General features: G+C 67.8%; 22 protein-coding genes and 1 pseudogene. 15 read left to right on the forward strand and 8 right to left on the reverse strand.

Features of this window, described 5'->3' with window-relative positions; all coding sequences use genetic code 11:
* Window positions 1-100 precede the first annotated feature (100 nt).
* The 3 genes from ACWD35_RS40395 to ACWD35_RS40405 are packed head-to-tail and all read left to right on the forward strand — an operon-like array spanning window position 101 to window position 2325.
* Window positions 101-889, forward strand: coding sequence for a TnsA-like heteromeric transposase endonuclease subunit (locus tag ACWD35_RS40395; RefSeq protein ID WP_451356340.1), 789 nt, complete (start codon window positions 101-103; stop codon window positions 887-889).
* Window positions 886-1263 (forward strand): hypothetical protein, encoded by a 378-nt coding sequence (locus ACWD35_RS40400; RefSeq protein ID WP_451356341.1) that lies wholly within the window; start codon window positions 886-888, stop codon window positions 1261-1263. The genes ACWD35_RS40395 and ACWD35_RS40400 overlap by 4 nt, the downstream gene beginning before the upstream one ends.
* Before the next feature lie 33 nt (window positions 1264-1296).
* Window positions 1297-2325 (forward strand): hypothetical protein, encoded by a 1029-nt coding sequence (locus ACWD35_RS40405; RefSeq protein ID WP_451356342.1) that lies wholly within the window; start codon window positions 1297-1299, stop codon window positions 2323-2325.
* Between the two features lie 927 nt (window positions 2326-3252).
* On the opposite strand, the gene ACWD35_RS40410 is transcribed toward ACWD35_RS40405, so the two are convergent.
* On the reverse strand, window positions 3253-3426 hold the full coding sequence (locus tag ACWD35_RS40410; protein ID WP_451356343.1) for a hypothetical protein: 174 nt from the start codon (window positions 3424-3426) through the stop codon (window positions 3253-3255).
* Window positions 3427-3826: 400 nt separating this feature from the next.
* Here ACWD35_RS40410 and ACWD35_RS40415 point away from each other — a divergent pair, with 400 nt between their 5' ends.
* From ACWD35_RS40415 to ACWD35_RS40430, 4 genes are all read left to right on the forward strand, one after another.
* A complete protein-coding gene (locus tag ACWD35_RS40415; protein ID WP_451356344.1) occupies window positions 3827-4939 on the forward strand; it encodes a helix-turn-helix domain-containing protein in 1113 nt (370 codons plus the stop codon).
* A 186-nt stretch (window positions 4940-5125) separates the two neighbouring features.
* Window positions 5126-5929: a hypothetical protein gene (locus ACWD35_RS40420; protein WP_451356345.1), complete on the forward strand. Its 804-nt coding sequence runs from the start codon at window positions 5126-5128 to the stop codon at window positions 5927-5929.
* Window positions 5930-6131: 202 nt separating this feature from the next.
* Window positions 6132-6287, forward strand: a complete 156-nt coding sequence (locus tag ACWD35_RS40425; RefSeq protein ID WP_451356346.1) for a hypothetical protein — start codon at window positions 6132-6134, stop codon at window positions 6285-6287.
* Between the two features lie 97 nt (window positions 6288-6384).
* A complete protein-coding gene (locus tag ACWD35_RS40430; protein ID WP_451356347.1) occupies window positions 6385-6921 on the forward strand; it encodes an SMI1/KNR4 family protein in 537 nt (178 codons plus the stop codon).
* Window positions 6922-7125: 204 nt separating this feature from the next.
* Here ACWD35_RS40430 and ACWD35_RS40435 read toward each other — a convergent pair whose 3' ends face one another.
* Both ACWD35_RS40435 and ACWD35_RS40440 read right to left on the reverse strand, forming a co-directional pair.
* A complete protein-coding gene (locus tag ACWD35_RS40435) occupies window positions 7126-7422 on the reverse strand; it encodes a hypothetical protein (RefSeq protein ID WP_451356348.1) in 297 nt (98 codons plus the stop codon).
* A 178-nt stretch (window positions 7423-7600) separates the two neighbouring features.
* Window positions 7601-8452, reverse strand: a complete 852-nt coding sequence (locus ACWD35_RS40440; protein WP_451356349.1) for a LysR family transcriptional regulator — start codon at window positions 8450-8452, stop codon at window positions 7601-7603.
* A gap of 95 nt (window positions 8453-8547) precedes the next feature.
* Here ACWD35_RS40440 and ACWD35_RS40445 point away from each other — a divergent pair, with 95 nt between their 5' ends.
* The 3 genes from ACWD35_RS40445 (at window position 8548) to ACWD35_RS40455 (ending at window position 12045) form a co-directional block, all read left to right on the forward strand.
* Window positions 8548-9279 (forward strand): SDR family NAD(P)-dependent oxidoreductase, encoded by a 732-nt coding sequence (locus tag ACWD35_RS40445; protein ID WP_451356350.1) that lies wholly within the window; start codon window positions 8548-8550, stop codon window positions 9277-9279.
* A 264-nt stretch (window positions 9280-9543) separates the two neighbouring features.
* Entirely contained in the window at window positions 9544-10038 is a 495-nt protein-coding gene (locus tag ACWD35_RS40450; protein WP_451356351.1) for a hypothetical protein, read from the forward strand.
* Between the two features lie 39 nt (window positions 10039-10077).
* Entirely contained in the window at window positions 10078-12045 is a 1968-nt protein-coding gene (locus tag ACWD35_RS40455; protein WP_451356352.1) for a hypothetical protein, read from the forward strand.
* Window positions 12046-12141: 96 nt separating this feature from the next.
* Here ACWD35_RS40455 and ACWD35_RS40460 read toward each other — a convergent pair whose 3' ends face one another.
* Entirely contained in the window at window positions 12142-12954 is an 813-nt protein-coding gene (locus tag ACWD35_RS40460; RefSeq protein WP_451356353.1) for an NUDIX hydrolase, read from the reverse strand.
* 444 nt (window positions 12955-13398) lie between these two features.
* Here ACWD35_RS40460 and ACWD35_RS40465 point away from each other — a divergent pair, with 444 nt between their 5' ends.
* Window positions 13399-14379: an alpha/beta fold hydrolase gene (locus tag ACWD35_RS40465; protein ID WP_451356354.1), complete on the forward strand. Its 981-nt coding sequence runs from the start codon at window positions 13399-13401 to the stop codon at window positions 14377-14379.
* A 104-nt stretch (window positions 14380-14483) separates the two neighbouring features.
* On the opposite strand, the gene ACWD35_RS40470 is transcribed toward ACWD35_RS40465, so the two are convergent.
* A complete protein-coding gene (locus tag ACWD35_RS40470; protein ID WP_451356355.1) occupies window positions 14484-15284 on the reverse strand; it encodes a hypothetical protein in 801 nt (266 codons plus the stop codon).
* A 43-nt stretch (window positions 15285-15327) separates the two neighbouring features.
* Between ACWD35_RS40470 and ACWD35_RS40475 the strand changes: the two genes are divergently transcribed.
* Window positions 15328-16890, forward strand: a complete 1563-nt coding sequence (locus ACWD35_RS40475; protein WP_451356356.1) for an ISL3 family transposase — start codon at window positions 15328-15330, stop codon at window positions 16888-16890.
* A gap of 115 nt (window positions 16891-17005) precedes the next feature.
* Here ACWD35_RS40475 and ACWD35_RS40480 read toward each other — a convergent pair whose 3' ends face one another.
* Both ACWD35_RS40480 and ACWD35_RS40485 read right to left on the reverse strand, forming a co-directional pair.
* Window positions 17006-17242 (reverse strand): VOC family protein, encoded by a 237-nt coding sequence (locus tag ACWD35_RS40480; RefSeq protein ID WP_451356357.1) that lies wholly within the window; start codon window positions 17240-17242, stop codon window positions 17006-17008.
* Between the two features lie 120 nt (window positions 17243-17362).
* Window positions 17363-17707: a hypothetical protein gene (locus tag ACWD35_RS40485; RefSeq protein ID WP_451356358.1), complete on the reverse strand. Its 345-nt coding sequence runs from the start codon at window positions 17705-17707 to the stop codon at window positions 17363-17365.
* 818 nt (window positions 17708-18525) lie between these two features.
* Between ACWD35_RS40485 and ACWD35_RS40490 the strand changes: the two are divergent.
* Window positions 18526-19004, forward strand: a pseudogene (locus ACWD35_RS40490) (nuclear transport factor 2 family protein).
* Between the two features lie 59 nt (window positions 19005-19063).
* Here the strand turns inward: ACWD35_RS40490 and ACWD35_RS40495 are convergent.
* Window positions 19064-19513, reverse strand: a complete 450-nt coding sequence (locus tag ACWD35_RS40495) for an NUDIX hydrolase (RefSeq protein ID WP_451356359.1) — start codon at window positions 19511-19513, stop codon at window positions 19064-19066.
* Window positions 19514-19706: 193 nt separating this feature from the next.
* Here ACWD35_RS40495 and ACWD35_RS40500 point away from each other — a divergent pair, with 193 nt between their 5' ends.
* Together ACWD35_RS40500 and ACWD35_RS40505 are read left to right on the forward strand one after the other, a co-directional pair.
* Window positions 19707-20165, forward strand: coding sequence for a hypothetical protein (locus ACWD35_RS40500; protein WP_451356360.1), 459 nt, complete (start codon window positions 19707-19709; stop codon window positions 20163-20165).
* Window positions 20166-20213: 48 nt separating this feature from the next.
* On the forward strand, window positions 20214-21440 hold the full coding sequence (locus ACWD35_RS40505; RefSeq protein WP_451356361.1) for a DUF6236 family protein: 1227 nt from the start codon (window positions 20214-20216) through the stop codon (window positions 21438-21440).
* Window positions 21441-21545: the final 105 nt, after the last annotated feature.

Here is a 21545-nt window from a genome sequence, read left to right on the forward strand (position 1 = left end):
AGCGGGTATTTCCTCGGGGCAGGCATCGTCAGGGCTCCTCTCATGAAACCCATCTGAACTGCTGTCACCTTTCCCCGCATCTCGGGGGAACCTCATGGACATGCTGATCGTGGAGCATGCAGGTGACGAAACGGCACAGGACCGGCTGCCCCTGTCCGAGGGCTGGCAGCGGCGATGGATCACGTCGTGGCGTGTCGGCGGCGGGTCGGTGGCATGGCCGGTAAGCGACATGGGCTCGGCGCCCGTTGGCTCGTCGTCTCCGGTTCGCGGGTTCACCTGGAGGGCGAGGCAGGGGCACCGGCCGGGGCTGCAGTTCATGGTGTCGACCGGCCGCCACCACGGCTTCGAGTCGCTGGAGGAGCAACGTCTGCTGCTCGCACTGGACTTCGTCCGGGTCGTGGATGTGCTGGCCCAGCCGTTTGAGCCGGACTTCGAGCACGAGGGGGTACGCGCGCGGCATACCCCGGACTTCTTGGCGGTGATGCCCGGCGGGGGCGGGTGGTTGTTCGACGTCCGACCGGAGCGGCTGGTCGGACCGCTCGACGCCCTGAAGTTCGCGGCGGCCCGGCACGTGGCGGAGACCGTCGGATGGCGGTATTCGGTGGTGGCCGGCTGGCGTCCGCACGTCCACAGCGTCCTGGATTTCCTGTCGTCCCAGCGTCGCCCGTTGCAGGACCCGATGCGGCTCCAGGGCGAGCTGCTGGCCGCCGTCGAGGAGGCGGGGAAGCTCACATTCGGGGAGATGGCCGGGGCAACGAGGTTGCCGGTGGTCGCTCGCGCGCACGCGACGCATCTGCTCTGGCACCGGCAGTTGGCCACGGATCTGGGCAATCCCTTGAACGACGGATCGCCGGTCTGGCTCGGCGCCTCACCAGGAAGGCGGCCGTGACAACCGGGGGCAGGCTGCGCGATCTCGCCATCGGCGGCCGTCTGCTGCTGAACGGAGTCGAGTGGAGGGTCGAGTCGATCGAGCCGCAGCTCGGTCGGTTCCGCCTGTTCCATAAGGACGGACGGAGAGAGGAGCGGACGATCCGCTGGCTGATCCACCACCCGGACGTCCGTCAGGTCGGGGGCCGGCAGGAGCGAGTCGCGAGACAGCCTCGCAGCCGGGCCGATTTGACGGAAACCCGCTTGAAGCAGGCCATGATCAGGACCGAGCACGTGAGGGAGGCCGCGACCGGCTTCCGCGACGGCCATCCGTCCCGGGCCCGGCCCGGTGAACCCAGGGCCGCCTACGATCCCGAGCGGACGACGCTGACTTAGCGGCGGCAGGCCAAGGTCGACGAGCTGGGAGCGATGCCCGCGCACGAGGCGGAGACGCTCGGGTTGAAGGGTCTGGGCCTGCGAACTCTGCAGGGCCTGACCACGCTGGAGGGCGAGAGCCTGCTGCTGGCCTGCGCGGACGGCCGCTGGACCCGGCGCAGGATCGGCCATCCCAGCATCACCGAGGAGATCCGTCAGGCGATCTTCGCGGTCAGGAAGGAGTGCGGGCCCCGGTCCCGGATCGGGATGAGGGCCAAGCACCGCCTGCTGCACCAGTATGTCCGTGAGACGTTCCCCGACTTCTCGGTCGACAAGATCCCCTCGCGTTGGACCCTGACCCGGGTCTGGGAGGAATGGTTCGGGCCGGGCGGCGGACGGCAGCGGTATCTGCGGACTGCCGAAGCCGCGGCGGAGGCCGGTGTCGGGCACCGGTTCGTGGTCCACCGGCCGGGGCAGGTCCTGGCCCTGGACTCGACACCGCTGCCCGTCCAGCTGCGCGAGACGGTGTTCGGCGAGCCGGTCACGGCGACGCTGACGTTGGGGCTGGACCTGTTCACGCACTCGCTGCCCGCGTTCCGGCTCACCCTGGGCTCGGACACCTCAGTCGACGTCGCGATGCTGCTGCGGGACGTGATGATGCCGCTTCCGATGCGCGAGGGCTGGGGCGAGGACATGGCCTGGCCCTATCCGGGCGTCCCGGCGGAGATCATCACCGAGTTCGCCGGTCACGAGGTTGCGGGCCTGCCGTTCTTCGCGCCGGAGACGATCACCACGGACCACGGCGGCCCCTACAAGAATCACGACCTGGTGGAGGCGGAACGCGAACTGGGCTGCAACATCCTGCCCGCGCGAGTCCTGCGCCAGACAGACAAGTTCGCCGTCGAGCGGGTCTTCGGCGCGATCAAGACGCTGCTGTTCGAGCACCTGCTGGGGTTCACCGGCACAGATGTCGCCGACCGCGGCGCCGATCCAGAATCCGACGCAGTCCTGACGCTCACGCAGATGGAGCACTTGATCGCGACGTGGATCGTCGATCCCTTTACCGACCGCAGGAGTCCATAGATGGCCTTCGACCTGCGGTGATTACGTAGCGTACATGTAATCGACGGGAGATCAAGAGAGGTCAGGAAGTCTGCCGCTCGGGCAGCGGACAGGCCAGACGGTCGGGGCTGCATTGATCGGAATGGCCTCACTCTGGGAGGATGTCGTCCATGACGAACCAACGAAAGGCTTATGGCGCGTAGACGGCCAGGCCAGGTGCGCGCCAAGCTGTCGCGCAGGCTCCGCCCGGAGCACGGCAGGAAGATCGTTTCTGGGGTCTCGGCGCGCGCACAGAGCGAGATTGCCACGTTCGAGGATTCACATTTGTGGCCAGGGGCCATCGCCGACGCGATGGCTCGGTGGGTCGGCACCGTTCACGGGCCGGCCCGTAGGCTGACAGATCCACAGGCCCGTGGTTGCGGAGTTGAAGCGTGCTGTCCCTCTGACGCCCATCCACGACAGGTGCTGGAGCAGGCCCTCTGCGGGCTGCCGACAGGTGCGTCGCGGGAGCTCCGGCGGCTGGTGCATCCGCTTGACGAGGTCTACTGGTCCCGCACGATCGTGGACTCCTATGGCGATCCTTCTCAGCCATGGTGGATGCGGAGATGCTGAACCTCGGACAGGGGGATGCCTCGTAAGCGCCCCTCCGCCGTCCGGCCGGAGTCCGGATCATGCCTGCGTTGCGGCACCAGGCAGGACTACTGCGAACGGTTTGACGCAGCGCTGTGCGTGGTGTGCGACGAATGGCGTGAAGGCGTCTGCAGTGATCCTGATTGCGCGTATTGCCGACGACGGCCCGAACGACCGAGCCTTGCCTGGGAACACCCCCGTGCAGAAGCCGTCTTGCGTCGGGCGGCCCGGCTGGCCAACCGTCGATCGCTCTGGGCCCGGCCGAGGAGCCCGGTCACCTGATGGGTAATCGGGCCCCTCCGCCGGGGTGTTGCTGGGCTACTTTCCGACGGGTGGGTCGAGGAGTTGGGCTTCGAGGTCGGCGACGCGGCGGTCCTGGAATCGGATGTTGGATCGGGCAGCTTTGAGCCGCTCGTCGAGGGTGCGGTTGTCAGCGGTCAGCTGGCGGACCCTCTCCCCCACCAGCCCGGCCCTGGCCACTCCGGCGCTCATCGTCGTCCCCGGCTCCCCCCGGCTGGGTAGACGTGGCAACTTCCCTGGTTGCAGTGGCCGCTTGGGCGGTAATGGCCCGCCGTAGCCGCCCCGGCGACCCCCCGGTGTCCTGACGATCCGAGGGCCGAAGTCCCCTCGGCCCTCACGCTGATCCCGCCGCATCCGCGCGACGAAACGGATGCACACACACCGCTCTCCGTCACAAATCCCGGGCGCCGATCCCCATTTCGTCGCCCGGGCAAGTCACTGGAAAAGGGAAAACGCCACGATGGGGAACACTTTCTCGCAGCCTACCTGCAAACAGTGCGGCAAAGAGCGTCGCCTTCAAGCCACCGGGCGCCCCGGCGAGTACTGCAGCTCCCGCTGCCGCCAGAAGGCAGGCCGGCAACGCCGGGCAGCGATGCAACCGCCGGACACCGAGATGTTCGACCAGGCCCTGCGGGTCCAGCTCAACCAGATCGTCCACCTCTCCCGGGAACTCCTCCTCGCTCTCGACCACCCCGGCCTGCCCGTGACGGCACCTTTGGAGCAGATGGTCCGCCTCCAGGTCGTTACTGAACGCCTGACCGCGAACATGGTGGCCAGGAGCAAGCATCGCGGTGCCTCCTGGGAACAGATCGGAGCGCCGCTCGGCATGAGCAGGGACACCGCACGCAAGAAATGGACCATGACCACACGCCGCGCATCCGGCCCCTGGCGCCCCACTTCCGCCACACCCCCGTCCCCGCCCGCACCCCCGGGGCACGCTGCCAACGGCCCGGCCCATATGGAAGGCACCGGCGACGGTACGCAGCGCGGCACACCGCCCACTGAACCCCCCACAGTTGCGATTCCGCCGGCGACCCTGGCCGGGCAGGACCTGGCCAACGTCCTCAGCAGTCTCCAGCGTGCATCCGGGCTCAGCCTCAGAGCCCTGGCCACCCGCACCGGCCTGTCCCCGAGCTACCTTTCCAGGCTGATGTCGGGAGCACGCTTCCCCACCTGGAAGTACGTCGCCGCGATCGCCCGCGCCTGCGGCGCCGACCCCGAAGTCCTGCGCCGCGTCTGGGAAGCCTCCAAGGCCCGCCGCGACAACCAGGCCACTCCCGCCTCGCTCGCCTCCGCACTACGGTTCCTGCACCTGCGGGCGGGCAGTCCCACCCCCTGGGCCATCGCCGTCACCAGCGGCAACGAACTCGACCAGGACCACATCAGCGCACTCCTCGACGGCACCACCAGCGGCCAGTGGGAACACGTCGAACGCCTCATCCAACTCCTCGACGGCGAACCCTCCTACTTCCTGCCCCTGTGGCAAGCCGAAACCCCCACCCAGCCCGACCCCGCCCCACAGCAGCCCACGACGAAGCCACCCACCCGGGACGACACCCAGCCAGCCAGCACCCGCAAAGTCGAGGACCTCATCATCGCGTTCAGCAGCGCCCTGGGCGGCTGCTCACGACTCACCACACCGTCCCCGGCACGCCGATGCCTCGCCACCCCCATAACGCCAGCCGCCCACTGGAGCGGCCTGTGAGCTTCCCCTCGACCGGTGCTCAGGCCGATCCGGCTTGAGCACCGGCTCCTAGGAGCGGCTCAGCTCAGGCTGTCGAGTTCGTGGAGGCGCCCGTCCACTTCGACCAGATCCGGTTCGCTTCGGCCGGATCAGGCTGATCAATCAGTTCGTCCGCGTGCCCGACTGCGCAATGACGTGCTGGCCGTCATGGGTATGCAGATGCCGCGCGACCGGACCCTCGCACAGCGGATGTTCGGGATCTACGGCGCAGCGCAGGTCGCCACCCAGCCTGCCCGCGGTCCGGACGGCGTGATGCGGATCGATGTCACCGCCGTCCCAGCGAGTGGAGCAGAGGCTGACGGCGAACCGGAACTCGCGGTCCACCAGGCCGCCTACCTGCGACCCGAGCCCTCCGCACTCACCGTCTCGGGCCTTGGTGTTCGCGTCGACAGTTACCGCGTTGCCTTGTCCGCCTCGGCGGTGAGCACACCGGAAGCGGGCCGCCCAGCAGCCCTGGAAGTGGACCAGCTCATGGCGCGCCTCCCCGGCTGCCTCGTGGTGTCCGTCTACAAACGAAACCGGTGCCTTGTCGCGCTGCGAGCGAGCACTCCCCAGGAAGTGCCGCCGCACGGTTACCAGTTCGTACTGAGCCCCGAACACCCCGACCCCGACGCGGCGGGCGTGATGCCGCTGTACGCATCAGCGGTGTTGGGGTGGGCTCGCTGGCGGCTGGAGGAGAACAGCCGCCTGCACCAGCGGCGGTGCAGGCTGGACGAACTCCCGCCGCCGCCCGACCGACTGATTCTGGGGCACGCCGGACAGGATCATGTCCTGCACGTCAGCGAGGTGGAGCGAGCATCATGGCCGACGCCGCTGGACTGGCAGGCGACCTCGTGGACCGACGCAACTGAGGAGACCAGGGCCCTCGTACGGGAGGCATTGGGCAAGCCCCGCGACTGGACCCCGCCCCGGCCCGACTTCCCCCGCAGCAGGACCTGCGGGACGAGCTGATGCCAGCCTGGGCTTCAATCAGTTCGGTCAGTTCCATCATTGCGGCTGCCGTCAGCGGGGACGTCGAGTACTGACCAGGGCAGGGTGTCTGTGAACCCCTGCCCAGCAATCATGTGGGCATTGGATCGCCGACACCTCGGAGCGCGGCAGGGGGACCTTCAGCGTCGGATGGGGGACGCAACGCACGCTTGATGTCCGCCTGGTGCAGCCCGACGTCGTGATGGAGGCCGCCGTCGACGTGGTCCGCGATGCCTCGGGTCGGTGGCGGCACCCGGCCCGGCCGCACCGGGTCGGTACGGACGTCGGAGTCCAGCAGGTGCGCACGAGCCGGGCTGAGGAACCCGCCAAGGTCGGCTGAGTGCGATAGCTGCCGATCTTGACCTGAGCGACGAGGGGGTTGAGGGACATCGGAACGAAGACCGATGCTAAAAGATTGTTGTATGTGGGTTCAGCGAGTGATCGAACTGACCGGGTGGGAGCCGCTCGGGATCTCCGTCGACTGGGCGGCGATCGAGGGAGAGCTGGGTGTTCCGCTGCCGGCGGACTACAAGGAGCTCTACGAGGTGTTCGGCGGCGGCGTCTTCAGTGATTCCCTCTACTTTCTGGGGCGCGACGAGGGTCCCGCGTTCGACTTCCTGACACAGTGGCGGGTCGACCTGTCGGTCGACCAGGACAGCAAGTTCGGAGACGTCTCCGCCGTCGAGCCCTATGCGATCTACGCGCCTGGCGGCAAGGGGCTGGTTGAGTGGGGCTCCACCGAATGGGCCGACGAGTACTTCTGGCTGATCGATGCCGAGCGGCCGGGCGAGTACCCCGTCCTTGCGCGGTCCAATGACGTCGGCGCATGGCACCGGTACGACATGTCCACCTCGGAGTTCCTCTACCGCGTCCTTGCCGATGCCGATTTTCAACCTTTCGGGATCGCGCAGTACGACCTCGGCACGACGTTCGAGCCCGGCTCCGGCGCCCCCTTCGACGGCCAGCCACTCTGACGAGGAGGCTGGCTGTCCCAGGTTCGTGGACACGGCAGTGCCGTCGTTTCTCATCAAGATCCGTGAGCCAGGTGATCACCAACTGCCTCCGGAACCGTCGCCGAACGCTGTTCCTAGAGATCACTGAACCACCCCCACCAAGTGGAGCGGAGCGCGCCAGCCGTGGTCGGGCCCATGGTCGAAGTCGGCGCTTGCGGGCGTCGGTCAGGGCGTATCGCCGGAGTAGTAGAAGCGGCAGCTCACACCCGGGCCCGGTGTACGCGGCTCGCCGGGGCGCGGGTCGTAGAGGGCCCGCCCGCCAGGAAACTGCCCGAGCTCGGTGGACAGGGCGGCGCCATCGTCGATCTCCTCTGGCCGCCAGCCCGTGATGTCCAGCAGCAGTCCGTCCAGCGGCCCGCCTATGAGCGTGGCGTAGGTCTGCCACGGGCGTGGGCCCGGGTCGGGGTCGTCGTGGTCGTGGCCGTAGACCCGGCCGCGCAGCAGCTGCTCGTCACCGTTCATGCCGTCCAGCCTTCCAGCCGCCACCGACAACGCGATGCCCAGCGGCAGCGGCCTGCCGCACTGTGACTGGTCGCGGTAGTTGTCACCTGGTCGCGCAGACCGTCACCACGGCTCGACCAACTGGTGACAGATAGTGAGCCGGGCCACGATAGGTGGAACCTGGCCACGCATGTTGGAACTACTGGAGACGTGTCGCAGTCCGGACAAGGTCGGCGACGGCTCTGGACCGACTGTGCGGTGGCCAGGCGATCACGGTGGTGACTTTCGGCGCGTCCAGCACAGGTACGGCGGCAAGGTCACCGTGCAGTTGGGCTCGGCACGACTCCGGTGAGACCGCGCAAGCCCGGCCGAGCGCGACGAGCTGCAACAACTGCGCGTGGTCGCGGACCCGCGGGCCGGGGCCGGGCGGGTAGGTGCCGTTGGGGTCGGGCCAGCGTGGCAGGGGCAGGCCCGGCAGCCCGGTGATGTCGGCCATGTACACATGGGCCCGGACGGTGAGCGGATGTCCGGCCGGAAGGACCACAACCTGGCCCTCCGTGCTGAGTTCTTCGGTGTGAAACCCGGCCGTCGAGTCGAACGGCCGGTGCAGCAGCGCCACGTCGGCCCGGCCCTCACGCAGAAGTCGTTCATGCTCGGCCGGGCCGCACAGGATGACGTCGACGGAGACCGCTCCGGGTTCGGCGGCGTACGCGTCGAGCAGTTTCGCCAGCAGTTCGCGGGACGCGCTGGCTTTCGTCACCAGGACCAGGCCGGGACGGCCGGTTGCGGAAAGGGCGGCGCGGCGGGTCCGGCGCTCAGCAGCGTCGACCGCGTCGAGGGCGGCCCGGCCCTCGGCCAGCAGCACTGAGCCGGCCCCGGTCAGCGTGACGGTGCGACTGGTCCGATCCAGCAGCGTTGCCCCGAGCCGGCGTTCGAGCTGCTGGATCGCCCGTGACAAAGGCGGCTGCGCGATGCCGAGCCGCTGCGCGGCGCGCCCGAAGTGCAGCTCTTCAGCGACAGCGACGAAGTAGCGCAGTTCGCGGGTCTCCATACGGCCACGCTACCCCGGATCAATACCCGGACGGTATCGTTGCCCACCCGATCGGTCTTGGACCCCAGCCGGAGTCCGAGGGCAGCATGGTCCCCATGAGTGAGCGAACGATTGCGCTGGTCACCGGCGCGAACAAGGGAATCGGCTACGAGATCGCCGCGGGCCTGGGCGCCCTCGGCTGGAGCGTCGGCGTCGGCGCCCGCGACGATCAGCGCCGTAAGGCCGCTGTGGAGAGACTGCGCGCGGCCGGCGTCGACGCGTTCGGCGTGCCACTGGACGTGACCGACGACGCGAGCGCGACCGCCGCCGCACGACTGATCGAGGAACAGGCCGGGCGCCTCGACGTGCTCGTCAACAACGCCGCCATCACCGGCGGCATGCCGCAGGAGCCCACCCGGGTCGATCCCGCCACCATCCGGACGGTCGTGGAGACCAACGTGATCGGCGTCATCCGCGTCACCAACGCGATGATGCCGCTGCTACGCCGCTCTGCCTCACCGCGGATCGTGAACATGTCCAGCAGTGTCGGCTCCCTCACCCGGCAGTCAGGAACCGCTGCTGAGCAGACGACGGGTCCGGTGGCCGTGGCGTACGCGCCGTCGAAGACGTTCCTGAACGCCGTCACCCTCCAGTACGCCAGGGAGCTGAGCGGCACGAACATCCTGATCAACGCCGGCTGCCCCGGCTACGTCGCGACCGACCTCAACGGCTTCCGCGGCGTGCGCACCCCCGAACAGGGCGCGGCGATCGCCATCAAACTCGCGACCCTGCCCGACGACGGCCCGACCGGCAAGTTCTTCGAGGACGCCGGCGTAGTGCCCTGGTGATGTGCACGGCGGTCATCACCCGCCGGGTGAGGCGGCTTCGCCCGCACGTCTCCAACAGGTTCATCGACTGCGTCGACCGCCCCGGCCGACGCTCCGCTGCCCGCGGCAACGCTCCGCACCGCTACTGGTTCCAACATGAATGGCAATTCACCGCAGGTTGCAAGCAGCGTGACCATTTGGTTCCAACAATCGTGACCCGGGGATCCGAACCCCAAGGTCACAACACCCCCATGGTTCCAACTACCGCGTCCCGTCACAGATAGCGTGACCAGCGCGAGGCGTAGCCGCAGCTCGCGGAGCGTTCTCGGTGACAACTACCGCGACCAGTCACACCTTTCTGGGCTAACTCGTGCCGCGCTCGGCGGTGGCAGTAGGAGGCTTGGCGTCGTGAATTCGAGGAGATATCTCGGGCAGGCCGCCATGGAGGCCGCTGTCCTTCCCTCCCGGGCGGCCTACCTGATCGCAGTCGGCAGCGAGGCCGGGTTCCGGGTCGCGGTGACGCAGGCCAGCAGTCGGTGGGGCGGCATGACCGAGCCCATCGTCGAGGCCTCGGCATCGGGTCTGTCCGAGCAGCACGAGCAGGCCGTCCGTATCGCTGGCGTCGAGGCGCTCGTCAACGTCGATGCTGATCCTCTGGCTGCTGAGGAGATCGCGGAGAGTCTGAGGCTGCCCGTCGTTGCGCTCGCGGACATGCGGAAGTACGCGGTGGCGTTCACCTGCTCCCCGGACGGGGTCAGGGAGTTCACGGATCGGTCGTAACCTCCGATCGCGGCGAGCCCCGATGGGCCGCTGTGGCAGTTGGCTGTGGCCGGCGGCGTGGACCCGGGCCAGCGTGAGCACGCCCGGGTCAGTGAGCGGCAGGACGAGTTCGGCCGATACCAGCTGCAGAGCGACACCAGGATCCAGGGCACGGTCGACCAGTTCGGCGAGTACCGGAGCACCACCCCGGGGCACACCCCGCTGGTCCTGTGGGTCGCCGAGGAAGACGGGTTGGCGGACAGCCTCGACTTCTGGAACACCCGAGCCCTGCGGCCGGTGGACACGATCGACATGCCGATGCTCCTGCTGCCCGGCGCCAACGTGGTCAGGCACTGGATGGAGTTCCCCTGGCAAGTGGCGCGTCTCCTCGCCTCCCGCCCGGGCCAGTTCACTCCCGACGTCGCCCTCGTCAGCCGCTCGGCATCGCCGGGGCAACCACGGGAACTTGCCTCTGTGCTCGGCTTGGAGGCCACCAACGAGGAGCCGCGGGCCGGAGTGCGCATCCCCGCACCGCCCGCCCGAACCGCCCCGTTCACCTTCCGGACGGACCTGGACCCGTGGGACTGGGTGACCCTCGAACGCCACTACGGGGTCCCGACGTCCTTCGACGTGCAGGTCTTCGCCGACGGGCCGAGTACTGTGCGCTTCGCCCAGCCCGTCCGGTTCAACGGGCACGCCGGGGCCCTCGTGAGGTTCTGGGGCGAGCCCCTGCTCGGCCTGCCCGCACGCCCGTCCATCGCCCGGCTCGTCCACCCCGACGCCCAGTGGCGGGACGGCAAGCTGCAGCTCGCGTTCCTCCCCATCAGCCATCAGCTGGCCGTCCAGGTGACGTTCCCCGTGCTGCCGCAGGCCACCGAGCAGCTGCTGGACGACGTAACCGTCACGCACCAACTGTCCTCGGCCGGCCGCCTGGGCGCGGCCCTGACCGAGCGCGCCGACAGCTCCGCGCTCCTCGAGCCGGGCATCTACGAGGCGGCCATCGCCCTGACCACACCGCGGTCCAAGGAGCTGATGAAAAGGCTGCAGGAGCTGCGGGCCGACGGCAGCCCGGACGCCGACCTCGCCGAACTGGCCGCCACGTGGGGCGGCCGGTCCGAGCGCCGCTATCTGCCCGCCGACAAACTGACCAACGTCGGGGCGGAGGACCGGGCGGCCGCGCTGGAACGGCTGTGCGCCCTCAGCTGGGCCGAGCGCGGCCTGGAGAGCACCTGCCCCTCGTGCGCCGGCCGCTCCTTCGTGCCGCTCAACCAGACCAGCGGCTCCCCTCGATGCCCCGGCTGCGGGGCCGTGTCCGCGTACCAGTCCGGCAGCGTGCCGACCGCCGTGCACTACCGGCTCGACAGCTTCACCGACCGAGCCAGCGACAACGGCCTGTTGCCGCATCTGCTCGTCATCGCCGAGCTGTGCAGGCGCAAGCCCCGCTCCCACTTCCTCCCCGGCACCGACGTCACCTTCGACGACGGCCGCCAGGAGGAGGTGGACATCTTCGGGATCTGGGACGGGAAGGTCCTCTCCGGGGAGGTGAAGACCTCAGCCTCGGAGTTCGACGAGGCACAGCTCCGACGGGACGTCGCGCTGAGCCAGCGGCTCGGAGCCGACGTCCACCTGCTCGCCTCGGTCACCCCGGTCGGACAGGAAGTCCGGGACACCGCGCGAGAACTGTGCGAAGCGGCTGGGCTGGAGCTGGAGGTCCTGGACCAAGCCGCCCTTCGCCCGCCCGCCCACAAGGCCGCTCCCGCGACCGCCGCCGACGGCCTCGGTTGGCTGCGCACCGCGACCGCCGACCTGGCCTCGCTAATTGAGAAGGGCAGGCCCATCAACCGCGGCCAGGTGGCGCAGATCCTCAAGACCGCGTCCGGCGGCGGCGCCCCGGTCCTCGGCCACATCGAGGCCCTCTCATGGGCGCTGAGCGAGCAGAGGGACGGGGCCGCGGAGCTGCTGCGCGGCCTTCTCGACGCCCTCGACACCGCGATCCGGGAGCACGACGCCGCCAAACAGAAGGAGTAGAGGCCGCTCGGCGGCTACCAGCCGCCGAACGGGCGCAGGCCAGCCGGATGGCACAGCTACAACCCTCGCATAGACCGTCACCACGGCCACGAGGCGCTACCGCCCAGAGCTAGCGCATCCGCTCGGATCAGCCAGTTGACGGCTTGGGGGGGACGACTCGCGTGACCACCCCGGTCCGGTGACAACTATCTCGACCAACTGGTGACAGATAGCGTGACCAGCGCAAGGCGAAGCCGCAGCTCGCGGAGCGTTTCTCGGTGACAACCACCGCAACCAGTCACACATGGGCACGGCGGTGGGGTCACTGGGTAGTGGCACGTGGCTTGGCTCGGTGAGGGGGACGGCGAGGCCGGCCAGACGGGCCCGGAAGAGGGCGAAGGTGACTCGTCGGGCGCGGCGTATTCCCTCGGCGCGCCCTACCCGGCCGACTGTGTCGATCCGGGCGGCGAACAGCCGGACCGCCTGTCCCAGGATCCCGGTGTCGGGATGGACGACGCCGAGCGCAGTGACCTCACCGACTCTCGCACCGATCTCCTCTCGGATCTCCTTGGCCACATTTTCCTCGTCGGCCAGGGCCGTGGCGCCACCACCGCGGGGGATCTCCAGGTGCCAGGTTCGCGTAGCGTGCCGGAACTGTTCGATGAGAACCACGTCGGTGTCCACGACAGGCAGCACGGCCACTCCTGGTTCAGACTGCGGAGAGAGCATGCGCAGGTAGCGGCCTTCCTGACCGTCAGGGAAGACGACGGGGTCCTGCAAGAGTGTCCACCACTGGTCACGGTGGATAACCCGGCCGTGGGAGATCGTCGGGTGCATGATGCTGATCGCGCCATCACCCTGTGGGGTGCGGAACCAATGCGGGTGGGTGTTGCGGAGGTTGGCGTAGGCGGCTTCCGGGGTGTGGTCCATGGACAACTCCTTCGGCGTTCTGGAGGCTTCACCTGCTACAGGTGTCGAAAAGCGCCTCCGTGTGACACCGCCGCAAAGATTTCTGCGTAGCCAGAGGGACTTGCTCTGCGGTCGTCCTCGCAGCTCGAAAGAGGCGTCCCGGATCCACTGCCTACTGGCTTGGCTTTGTTCACGAGTCGCGGCAGCAGTTGTTCATCTCGTGGGGAGGCGCTCGATGTCGGCCGGAGTCGAAGTTCATGAGAACGGGAGGCAGTGCTGTGATCGCCGCACTCCGGGGGCGGACAACTGACCGGGTCGGTGCCACCGCCGAGGGCCGGGCTTGCCGAATCGGCAAACAGACTCGTCTTCTGGGCGGCGTCTTCCGCAGGATCGGCATTGAGCCGGCGGAACGGCGCAAGGGGGCCGTTCCAGGGCACAGCAGGCTGACGGTTGGGGAGGAGACGCATGACGCAGCAGGTCGCGGAGATCACACACCGGTTGGTGTCCTCGCCGGGAGGCCGGATTCACCTCGCGGAGCAGGGAACCGGGCCGCTGGTGCTGCTCGTACACGGCTTCCCGGAATCCTGGTACTCCTGGCGCCGCCAGCTGCCGGTACTCGCGACAGCGGGATACCGCGCGGTCGCCATCGATGTCCGCGGCTACGGCCGCTCCTCCAAGCCGGCCGCGGTGGATGCGTACCGGATGCTCGACCTGGTGGAGGACACCGTCACGGTGGTGCACGCCCTGGGCGAGGAGTCTGCGGTGGTCATCGGCCACGACTGGGGCGCGACCATCGCGGCGAACTGCGCCCTGCTCAAGCCCGAGGTCTTCCGGGCAGTGGGACTGCTAAGCATCCCCTACACCCCGCGCGGCGGGCCCCGCCCCAGCGACGTCTTCGCTCAGATGGGCGGGGATGAGGAGTTCTACGTCTCGTACTTCCAGGAGCCGGGCCGCGCCGAGGCCGAGATCGAACCCGATGTGCGCGGCTGGCTCGCGGGCTTCTACGCGGCCCTGTCCGCCGACACCATGCCCGCGCCCGGCATGCCCGATCCGCACTTCGTCAGCAGGGCCGGGATGCTGCGTGATCGGTTCCCCGCCGGCCGACTGCCCGCGTGGCTCAGTGAGCGGGACCTCGACGTCTACGCCGGGGAGTTCGAACGGACCGGCGTGACCGGAGCACTCAACCGCTACCGGAACATGGACCGCGATTGGGAGGACCTCGCCGCCTTCGACGGCGCCCCCATCACCCAGCCGTCCCTGTTCATCGGCGGCAGCCTGGACGCTTCCACGACATGGCTGGCCGACGCGATCAAGGAGTACCCGGCCACGCTGCCGGGCCTGGTCTCCTCCCACTTCCTCGACAGCTGCGGCCACTGGATCCAGCAAGAACGCCCCGACGAGGTCAACCGACTCCTGACCGACTGGCTCGCTGCCTTGCCCGCCTGACGCACTCCCACAGCGCCGCCCAGTGCTGTCGAAACACGTGAATATCCGTGGCATCCGAAAAGGTTCCACTGCCGCCGGAACCGCTGTCGAGGCGCTGCTCATGCTCATGAACAGTGCCACTGGCTGGTGCCTGAAGCCGGAAGGGCGTGGCGGGTGAGTCCGGCTGCGGTGACGGCCTGGAGTTGGTCGTCGGGCAGGGTGTGCCAGCGTTTGCGCAGGTTGTTGAGCCACTGACCGACCTTGAACTCCTCGCCGTTGATGATGACGGTGTCGCGCTGGCGGATGTGGACGTGGCCCTCACTGTTGCGGAAAGCCTCGACGGCTGCGAGGCCCTTGTTGAGCTGTCGCTGCTGACGGGCGGCACGGCCCGTGGGCTGCGGTGGTTGATCTTCGGCAGGTTCGATGAGGCTGATGCCGAGTTCGCGGACGAGTCGGCCCTGCTCGGGATGGAGAGTGCTGAACTGGGTGCTCTGGTGGCGGACCCATTCGCCGAGCGGCTCGTCGTCATCGGTGACGAAGTCGGCAGGCAGGTCGTCGAGAGCGATGCTGGCCTGGGCGTAGGTGCGGGCGGTGTAGTAGAGGCGCTGCCAGCTGATCGGCCATGGCGGGTTCCACCAGGGGTCGATCTCGGTGAGTGCAATGTCGGTGGGGTCGGGGTCGAGGTTTTGTGCCGCGCGGTCGCGGGCGGCGCGCCGGCGATTGGTGAGCCAGCGCCCGAACGCAAAGTCGCCGATCATCTCGCCGGTGAGGGCGGCGAGATGGCCGTTGCGGCCTGCCCAGTTACGGACGTGGCCCAGGCCGCGTTCGCCAGCCTGGGCTCTGAGGTTCCAGATCATGCCGATCTGTGATGAGGCTTCGTGAAAATGGTTCAGGCAAGATTCTTGTGGAGCGTGACGCAGCGTCATCTACCTGGCATCGTCACCTATGTGTGACGAACTCTTGGACATCGTGTTTCCGCACCTGAAGGCGGTGCTGGTGGAGCGTGTGTTCGTGGAGAGCGGCACGGTGCACGTCACCGCGCGGACTCCGGACAACCGTGCCGTGGACTGCCCCAGCTGCGGCATGGCCGCGCACCGTGTCCACGGCCGCTATCAGCGGCACCTCGCCGATACCGCTGTCGCCGGCCGTCCGGTGGTCATCGACTTATTGGTGCGCCGTCTCATCTGCGATCAGCCAACATGCCCGCGCCGTACGTTCGTTGAGCAGGTCAAGGGCCTGACCATCCGCTACGGGCGGAGAACCCCACTGTTGCACCACCTGTTGCTGGCCCTCGCGCTGGCTCTGGCCGGCCGGGCCGGAGCCCGGATGGCGGCAGTGCTCGCGGTGGCGGTCAGCCGGGTGACGCTGATCAGCATGCTGATGGCCCTGCCCGACCCTCCCGCCACCACCTCGGCACGCAGCCCGCGGGTACTGGGCGTGGACGACTTCGCCTTCCGCAAGGGCAAGACCTACGGCACCGTCCTGGTCGACGTCGACGCCTCGACGGTGATCGACCTGCTGCCCGACCCTTCCTCCGACACCCTCATCGCGTGGCTCGCCGAGCACCCCGGTGCCGAGGTCATCTGCCGTGACCGCGACAGCAGTTACAGCCGCGCCGCGACCACGGCCTGCCCGGACGCGGTCCAAATCGCTGATCGCTGGCACCTGCTCCAGAGCCTGTCCCGGGCCGTCGAGCAGGTCTGTCACCAGCACCGCGGCTGTCTGAAGAAGCACGCCGAGCGTGGACGGGACCAGCCCGTGCAGATACCCCTGCTCGACGCGCTGCCGCCGACTCTGATCGTCCAGCGTGTCCTGGACCGGCACGAGGAGATCAACCGCATGGTTGCCGCCGGCTACCCGATCAGCGAGATCGCCCGCCGCCTCGGCCTCGACCGCAAGACCGTGCGCCACTACCGTGACACCGATCTCGACACCCTGCTCGCCTCCGCCCGCGACCGCCGCAGCGTCCCCCTCGACCGCTTCAAGCCCTTCCTACAGGCCGAGTTCGCGGCCGGTCGCACCAGCGGCACCGAGCTGCTCCAACACCTGCGCGAGCAGGGATACCGTGGCGGCTACTCCACCCTCACCCGCTATCTGCGCACGGTGCGTGCCGGAACCGCGCCCCCGGCGCCTGCCGAGATACCCAGTCCTCGCAGAATCACCGGCTGGATCATGCAAGACCGCGAGAACCTGTCGTCACGCAGCGCCGAAGGGCTTGAAGAAGTACGGATGGCCTGCCCGGACATCACCGCAGCCTGCGACTTCGCCCACGCGTTCACCGACCTGCTCCGCCATGGCCGCGGCTTCCTGCTGGAGGACTGGATCCGCCAGGCCGAGCGGACCGCACCACCATCGATCAAGAGCTTCGCCCGGTTCCTGCGCCAGGACCTCGACGCGGTGCTGGCCGGACTGACCATGGACTACAGCTCCGGCAGGGTCGAGGGACACATCAATAGACTCAAGACCCTGAAGCGGCAGATGTTCAACCGGGCCGGACTCCCGTTGCTGCGCAAGCGAGTTCTCCTCGCGTGATCCACGTGACGCTCAGTCACGCTCCACAAGAATCTTGCCTGAACAGCTTTCAGGGAGCGTCATCACCCTTGAAGGGCGAGTGCTGTACGCCGGGCTGCGTCCACGCTGGAGAATGTCATGCTTCGTGATCGGGGTCGAGCACCACCATGAACCTGTTGCCTTCCGGATCCGCCATCAGGGCGTGCATGCAATCGTGAGGTTCCACCAGAGAGGCGCCTTTGCCGATCAGTATCTGAACCTGTTCGTCGATCGTTCCGACAAGGACGGTGACGACCGGCAGCACGGCCGGGGACTTCGCTTCGCCGACACTGTACCCACCCCAACCCGGGATGCTGCCCCAGAACCTGATCATTTTCTCTGGGTCTACTGCTTCAAAATGAATGTGCAAGTCACTGTCTCACTTTCATCTGTGCGACCGAAACCGAGAACGGCCTACCGAATCACTCCGGCAGGCCGTTACGGTGAACAGACTTCAGCAGTCGATCACGGTGTTGCCCGTGTCCGCGATTCCGGGTTTGCTGAAGCGACCGTGGTACTCGACCTGAAAGGTCACCTGCGTGTTGCACGTCTCCTTATGTCCATCATGCACGCAGTTGAGCGGCGGAGTGGTGTAGCGCCCACTGCACCTCGTCCACTTGCTGTCCTTGTGCTTCACCGCGTGCCAGTGCCCGTCGTAGGCTTCGAGCCGCTGAAGATCGACCTGGGCCCGGCATTGGTCGGGCGCCGGAGTCGAGCAACCCGTGTAGTAGCCCTGGGCGAACAGCGGGCCGTTATGGGTGACCTGGAACGGCTTCTTACCCAGAAAGGTGCACCACACGGCTACGGTAGGGCTCTTCGCGACGGCCCTTCCCGTGCTGCCACTCGGAACTGCCGCAGCCGACGCCGTGGCAGCCCGCACCAGCAGAGCCCCCGCCGCGAGAAGCGGGACGAGAAAACGTGCCTTCGTTTCCCCCCTGAGAAAAATCGAACGTGCGTCGTGCCACCGGCCACCCTCATGGGTTCAGAGGCGCCACACAAGATCCGTGGCGCGAACTTTCTGTTGTTTGTCCGGTTCCCAGTCGTGGAATTGGCCGTTCCCTTCCATCCGCTGGCAGCTGGTCGATAGAAAACGACGAAGCCCCGCCGACTCGGAGGCCGACAGGGGTTGTCTGTGCGGTTTAGTGATCACAGACGTACGTGCGGATCACCTCGTTCAGCTCTTTCGCCTGCTCGGGCGTCGGCTTATTCGGGCCGTTGGTTAACGCCTCGACCGTCCGCTCCACGGTGTCCCGGACGGTTCAGTACCGCGCACTGCCTGCGCCCCCGCTCGACCAATGATCAGCGGGGCGAAGCGGACTGCGAATTACCAACCAACAGCGTCCGGCGCGCGGTTCGGGCCCCACTTGCGTACAGCGCAGGCTACGGGGTCGAGAGCCAGTCCTGCCCAGAGGTGCCTCGGCAACGTGATCCACGTGACGCTCCGTCACGCTCCACAAGAATCTTGCCTGAACCGTGAAAATCCCCAGGGCCGCTCTTCGCCTCAGTTCGTCCGCTGGTGAATCGAGTGGGGAGGGTGGGGAGCGAAGAGCGCGCCCTGCCGGTGCTGGTGCGGAAAAGCCGTTGCTCTGGAACCTGTTAGGGCTGATAGACAGGGGTATGGACGACAAGATCATGCCCTTGGTTCAGCGGATGCTCGCGGAACGCGCCTGCGAGCGCATCATTGTGGACTTCATCCATCGCCTTGACCTCGGCGAACCGAGTTCGGTGGCCGAGCTGTTCACGCCCGATGGTGTCTGGCACTGGCCTTTCGGGGACCGGCGCATCGAGGGGCGCGAGGCCCTGCGCGCCTACTTCGCCTCTCGCCCGGCGGACAGGCTGTCACGCCGTCTGATGACGAACATCCTGGTCACGGTGGAGTCCGAGGCGACGGCGCGGGCCGTCTCGTATCTGACGACATACCGGGTCGATGGCTACTCAGGTGGAATGATCGAGCCCAGGCTCCCAGCGAACGTCGGCCACTACGAGGACATCTTCCGCAATATCGACGGCGCCTGGTTCATCGCCAGCCGCACTGTCTTCCCCCCTTCGGTGGCGGAACGGAACGGCTCCCCGTCGCGGACGCATCACCCGCTTGACGACACTGCATCGCGGCCCGGCGACCGTCAGGTCGCCGGGCCCGGGTGATCGGTGAGGGTCAGCCGAAGTCGAGCGCGTAGTAGGCGCGAAGCACGTGATTGATCTCAGGGACCAGGTCGCTGATGGTGATGTTGTCGATCCAGCGGTGCGGGATGCCGCCGGCCCAGCAAACGCTGTCGGGCTGGTCCACGGTGGTCGAGAAGACGAAGGTGCGGGTGCCGTTGTCGGCGTCGACGATGCCGAGGAAGGCGGTGATCTTCGTGTCCGAGTAGCCGAGGGCTTGCGCGAGGATGCGGTGCAGGCCGTCGGTCACGGTTTCCCCGGGCAGGACAGGGCCGGCCGGAAGGTCCCAGGCCGGTGGCGTGTCCAGGTCTCGGGTCGCCGTGCGAACGAGGAGGAACTTGGCGTCGTGCTCGATCAGCGCGGCCGCGGCGAGGTCGGTGACGCCGTCGCTGTGGCTGCGGGTGACCAGCTCGTCGACCTGCGAGAGCGTGAAGAGGCCGGTCATGGGGTCCGCCGCAGCGGAGCGACGTCGGTGCGGTGGTGCGGCATCGTCGGACGGGCGGCCTCCGGGGTGGCCAGCAGGGCGACGATCGTGACGGGCTGCTGGCAGTGGGGGCAGTTCCGGGTCGCGGTCGGCTCCAGCGGGTCACGGACGGCCGCGGGCTGTCGGGTGTCGGCACCATGGACGAGGAGTCCGCATGAGAATCTCCGCAGCCCAGCGGACCGAGAACGAGAACCGCATCCGGGCCGCCATGGACCGGCTCCTCCGGGGCGAGATCCCGCCCGGCGGAAAATGCGACATCAAGACCCTCGCCCGCGAAGCGGGCCTCGACCGCACCGCCTTCTACGGCACCCGCCCCTACGCTCACCTCCGCGCCGAGTTCGAGCGACGCCTGCAGGCCCTACAGCAGGCCGGTGAACAGCCCGACCCGCGCGACGCCCAGATCACCCGCCTCAAGAACGACGTCACCACGCTCAGGCGACGCCTTACCGAGTCAACCGGCACGATCAACGAGCTCACAGAGTTCCGGACCCAAGCCCTCGCTCAACTCTCCGCTCAACACGACGAGATCATCCGCCTGCGGGCAGCTGCCACCGCGGCTGGCCACCTCAGCTGGCTGCCACAGCGAGCGACCTCCATCGACTCGCCTCGCTGAACCCCGAAAGACTCACCGGCCAGTGACAGGAAATGACACCGTGGACACATGGACGAGCCACAGATGCCGCTGCGCCAATCGACGATCGCCCTCTACTATCCCTGGGTGAGGTTCCAGGACGACAGCTGGCTCAAGCTCGCGCTGCTGACCTGGGACAACATCGCACGAATACGACCTGGGGGAATCGGCGACGCGGACAATGAACTGGTCCGCCAAATCCGGGCCGAGACCGACTTCATCATGGACCTCACGCCGAGCGCCGCTGACCTGAGTGCCGTGAGTGACGCTTTCGAGGAGGTCATCGGGGATAGGTTCGATCTCCCCGATGATTTGAGAGCCGTGCACTACGTGCCGGGCAGCTACTCCAGCCTCAACGAGCCGCGCTCCCGGACGATATTTGATGCGCTCAAACAAACAGGTGGGAGCGGCAGCGGCACTGTTCCCAGAGACGGTTTGATTTGGATTTACGCGGAGACGGAAATTTGTCGCGGAGGCGGCAAGATGGGCGACCGCGCCCGTGGGATTCTCGGCAACCTCGAGCTCGCGGTCCCAGACCCGGAAAGGGGACCGTGGCTGGGCATGCGGCCGAAGGTGGCATCGGTCTACCTGACCGTACTCGCCGACGCTGTCGCCCGCCACAACCAACTCTCTCCCGTCACCGACGACCCCCGCGTGTATGCCGCGGCCGGAACACTCGACCGGCTGGCCCAACTGCTGTTCGGCGACCACGCCCCCGCGCAGCGGGTCGAGAACCCCCAAAGCGCCTACCTGCACCTCGCTCTGAACGCGGTGATCAAGCCCGAGCGCCTCGCCCAGCTGCCAATCTCCAAGCTCATCGCCTTCCGGCAGCGCTACTCCGCCGAACTCGCAGCTTTCCGGCAGCACGTTGCCGAATTGGCACCTCAACTACGCACGATCACCCAAGTGGAAAACTTGCAGGTGGCCCAAGCCCACCTGCAAGGGATCTATGACACGACCACCGAACCGCAGCTGGCCGAGTTACGCAGAGCGCTGCGCGGAGTGGGCGTCGGATCGGTCGCCGGCACGCTGGGCCTGAAGATCGACCTTGGCGCCGCCGCCGGGACGGTCCTCGGCGGGGTGGCAGCCGCTGGTGGACAGATGGCGGTCGCCAGTGCGGCCGTGGGAGTGAGCGTCCTGCCCTACCTCGCCCAGAGGGTGAACCAAGCCCGCCAACTGAGGCGGGAATCTCCCGTGGCCTACCTACTGGCGGCCGACCGCAAACTGTCCGGTTCCTCCCTGCCGCGGAGGCGGTGAGGACCATGCACGCGCCCATCTGGCTGCCACAGTCGGAGGTGCACAGAGAGCATCACCCGGATGGGCGTGATCCCCATCACCCTCACTGGTTCGGAATGAAACACG

The sequence above is a fragment of the Streptomyces sp. NPDC002671 genome (genome assembly GCF_053592475.1).

Bases quoted from the DNA above. Each gene is read 5' to 3' on its own strand.
- ACWD35_RS40395 (WP_451356340.1), top strand. From the start codon at position 101: ATGCTGATCGTGGAGCATGCAGGTGACGAAACGGCACAGGACCGGCTG.
- ACWD35_RS40405 (WP_451356342.1), top strand. From the start codon at position 1,297: ATGCCCGCGCACGAGGCGGAGACGCTCGGGTTGAAGGGTCTGGGCCTG.
- ACWD35_RS40410 (WP_451356343.1), bottom strand. From the start codon at position 3,426: ATGAGCGCCGGAGTGGCCAGGGCCGGGCTGGTGGGGGAGAGGGTCCGC.
- ACWD35_RS40415 (WP_451356344.1), top strand. From the start codon at position 3,827: ATGCAACCGCCGGACACCGAGATGTTCGACCAGGCCCTGCGGGTCCAG.
- ACWD35_RS40420 (WP_451356345.1), top strand. From the start codon at position 5,126: ATGGGTATGCAGATGCCGCGCGACCGGACCCTCGCACAGCGGATGTTC.
- ACWD35_RS40435 (WP_451356348.1), bottom strand. From the start codon at position 7,422: ATGAACGGTGACGAGCAGCTGCTGCGCGGCCGGGTCTACGGCCACGAC.
- ACWD35_RS40440 (WP_451356349.1), bottom strand. From the start codon at position 8,452: ATGGAGACCCGCGAACTGCGCTACTTCGTCGCTGTCGCTGAAGAGCTG.
- ACWD35_RS40445 (WP_451356350.1), top strand. From the start codon at position 8,548: ATGAGTGAGCGAACGATTGCGCTGGTCACCGGCGCGAACAAGGGAATC.
- ACWD35_RS40460 (WP_451356353.1), bottom strand. From the start codon at position 12,954: ATGGACCACACCCCGGAAGCCGCCTACGCCAACCTCCGCAACACCCAC.
- ACWD35_RS40465 (WP_451356354.1), top strand. From the start codon at position 13,399: ATGACGCAGCAGGTCGCGGAGATCACACACCGGTTGGTGTCCTCGCCG.
- ACWD35_RS40470 (WP_451356355.1), bottom strand. From the start codon at position 15,284: ATGACGCTGCGTCACGCTCCACAAGAATCTTGCCTGAACCATTTTCAC.
- ACWD35_RS40480 (WP_451356357.1), bottom strand. From the start codon at position 17,242: ATGATCAGGTTCTGGGGCAGCATCCCGGGTTGGGGTGGGTACAGTGTC.
- ACWD35_RS40495 (WP_451356359.1), bottom strand. From the start codon at position 19,513: ATGACCGGCCTCTTCACGCTCTCGCAGGTCGACGAGCTGGTCACCCGC.
- ACWD35_RS40500 (WP_451356360.1), top strand. From the start codon at position 19,707: ATGAGAATCTCCGCAGCCCAGCGGACCGAGAACGAGAACCGCATCCGG.
- ACWD35_RS40505 (WP_451356361.1), top strand. From the start codon at position 20,214: ATGGACGAGCCACAGATGCCGCTGCGCCAATCGACGATCGCCCTCTAC.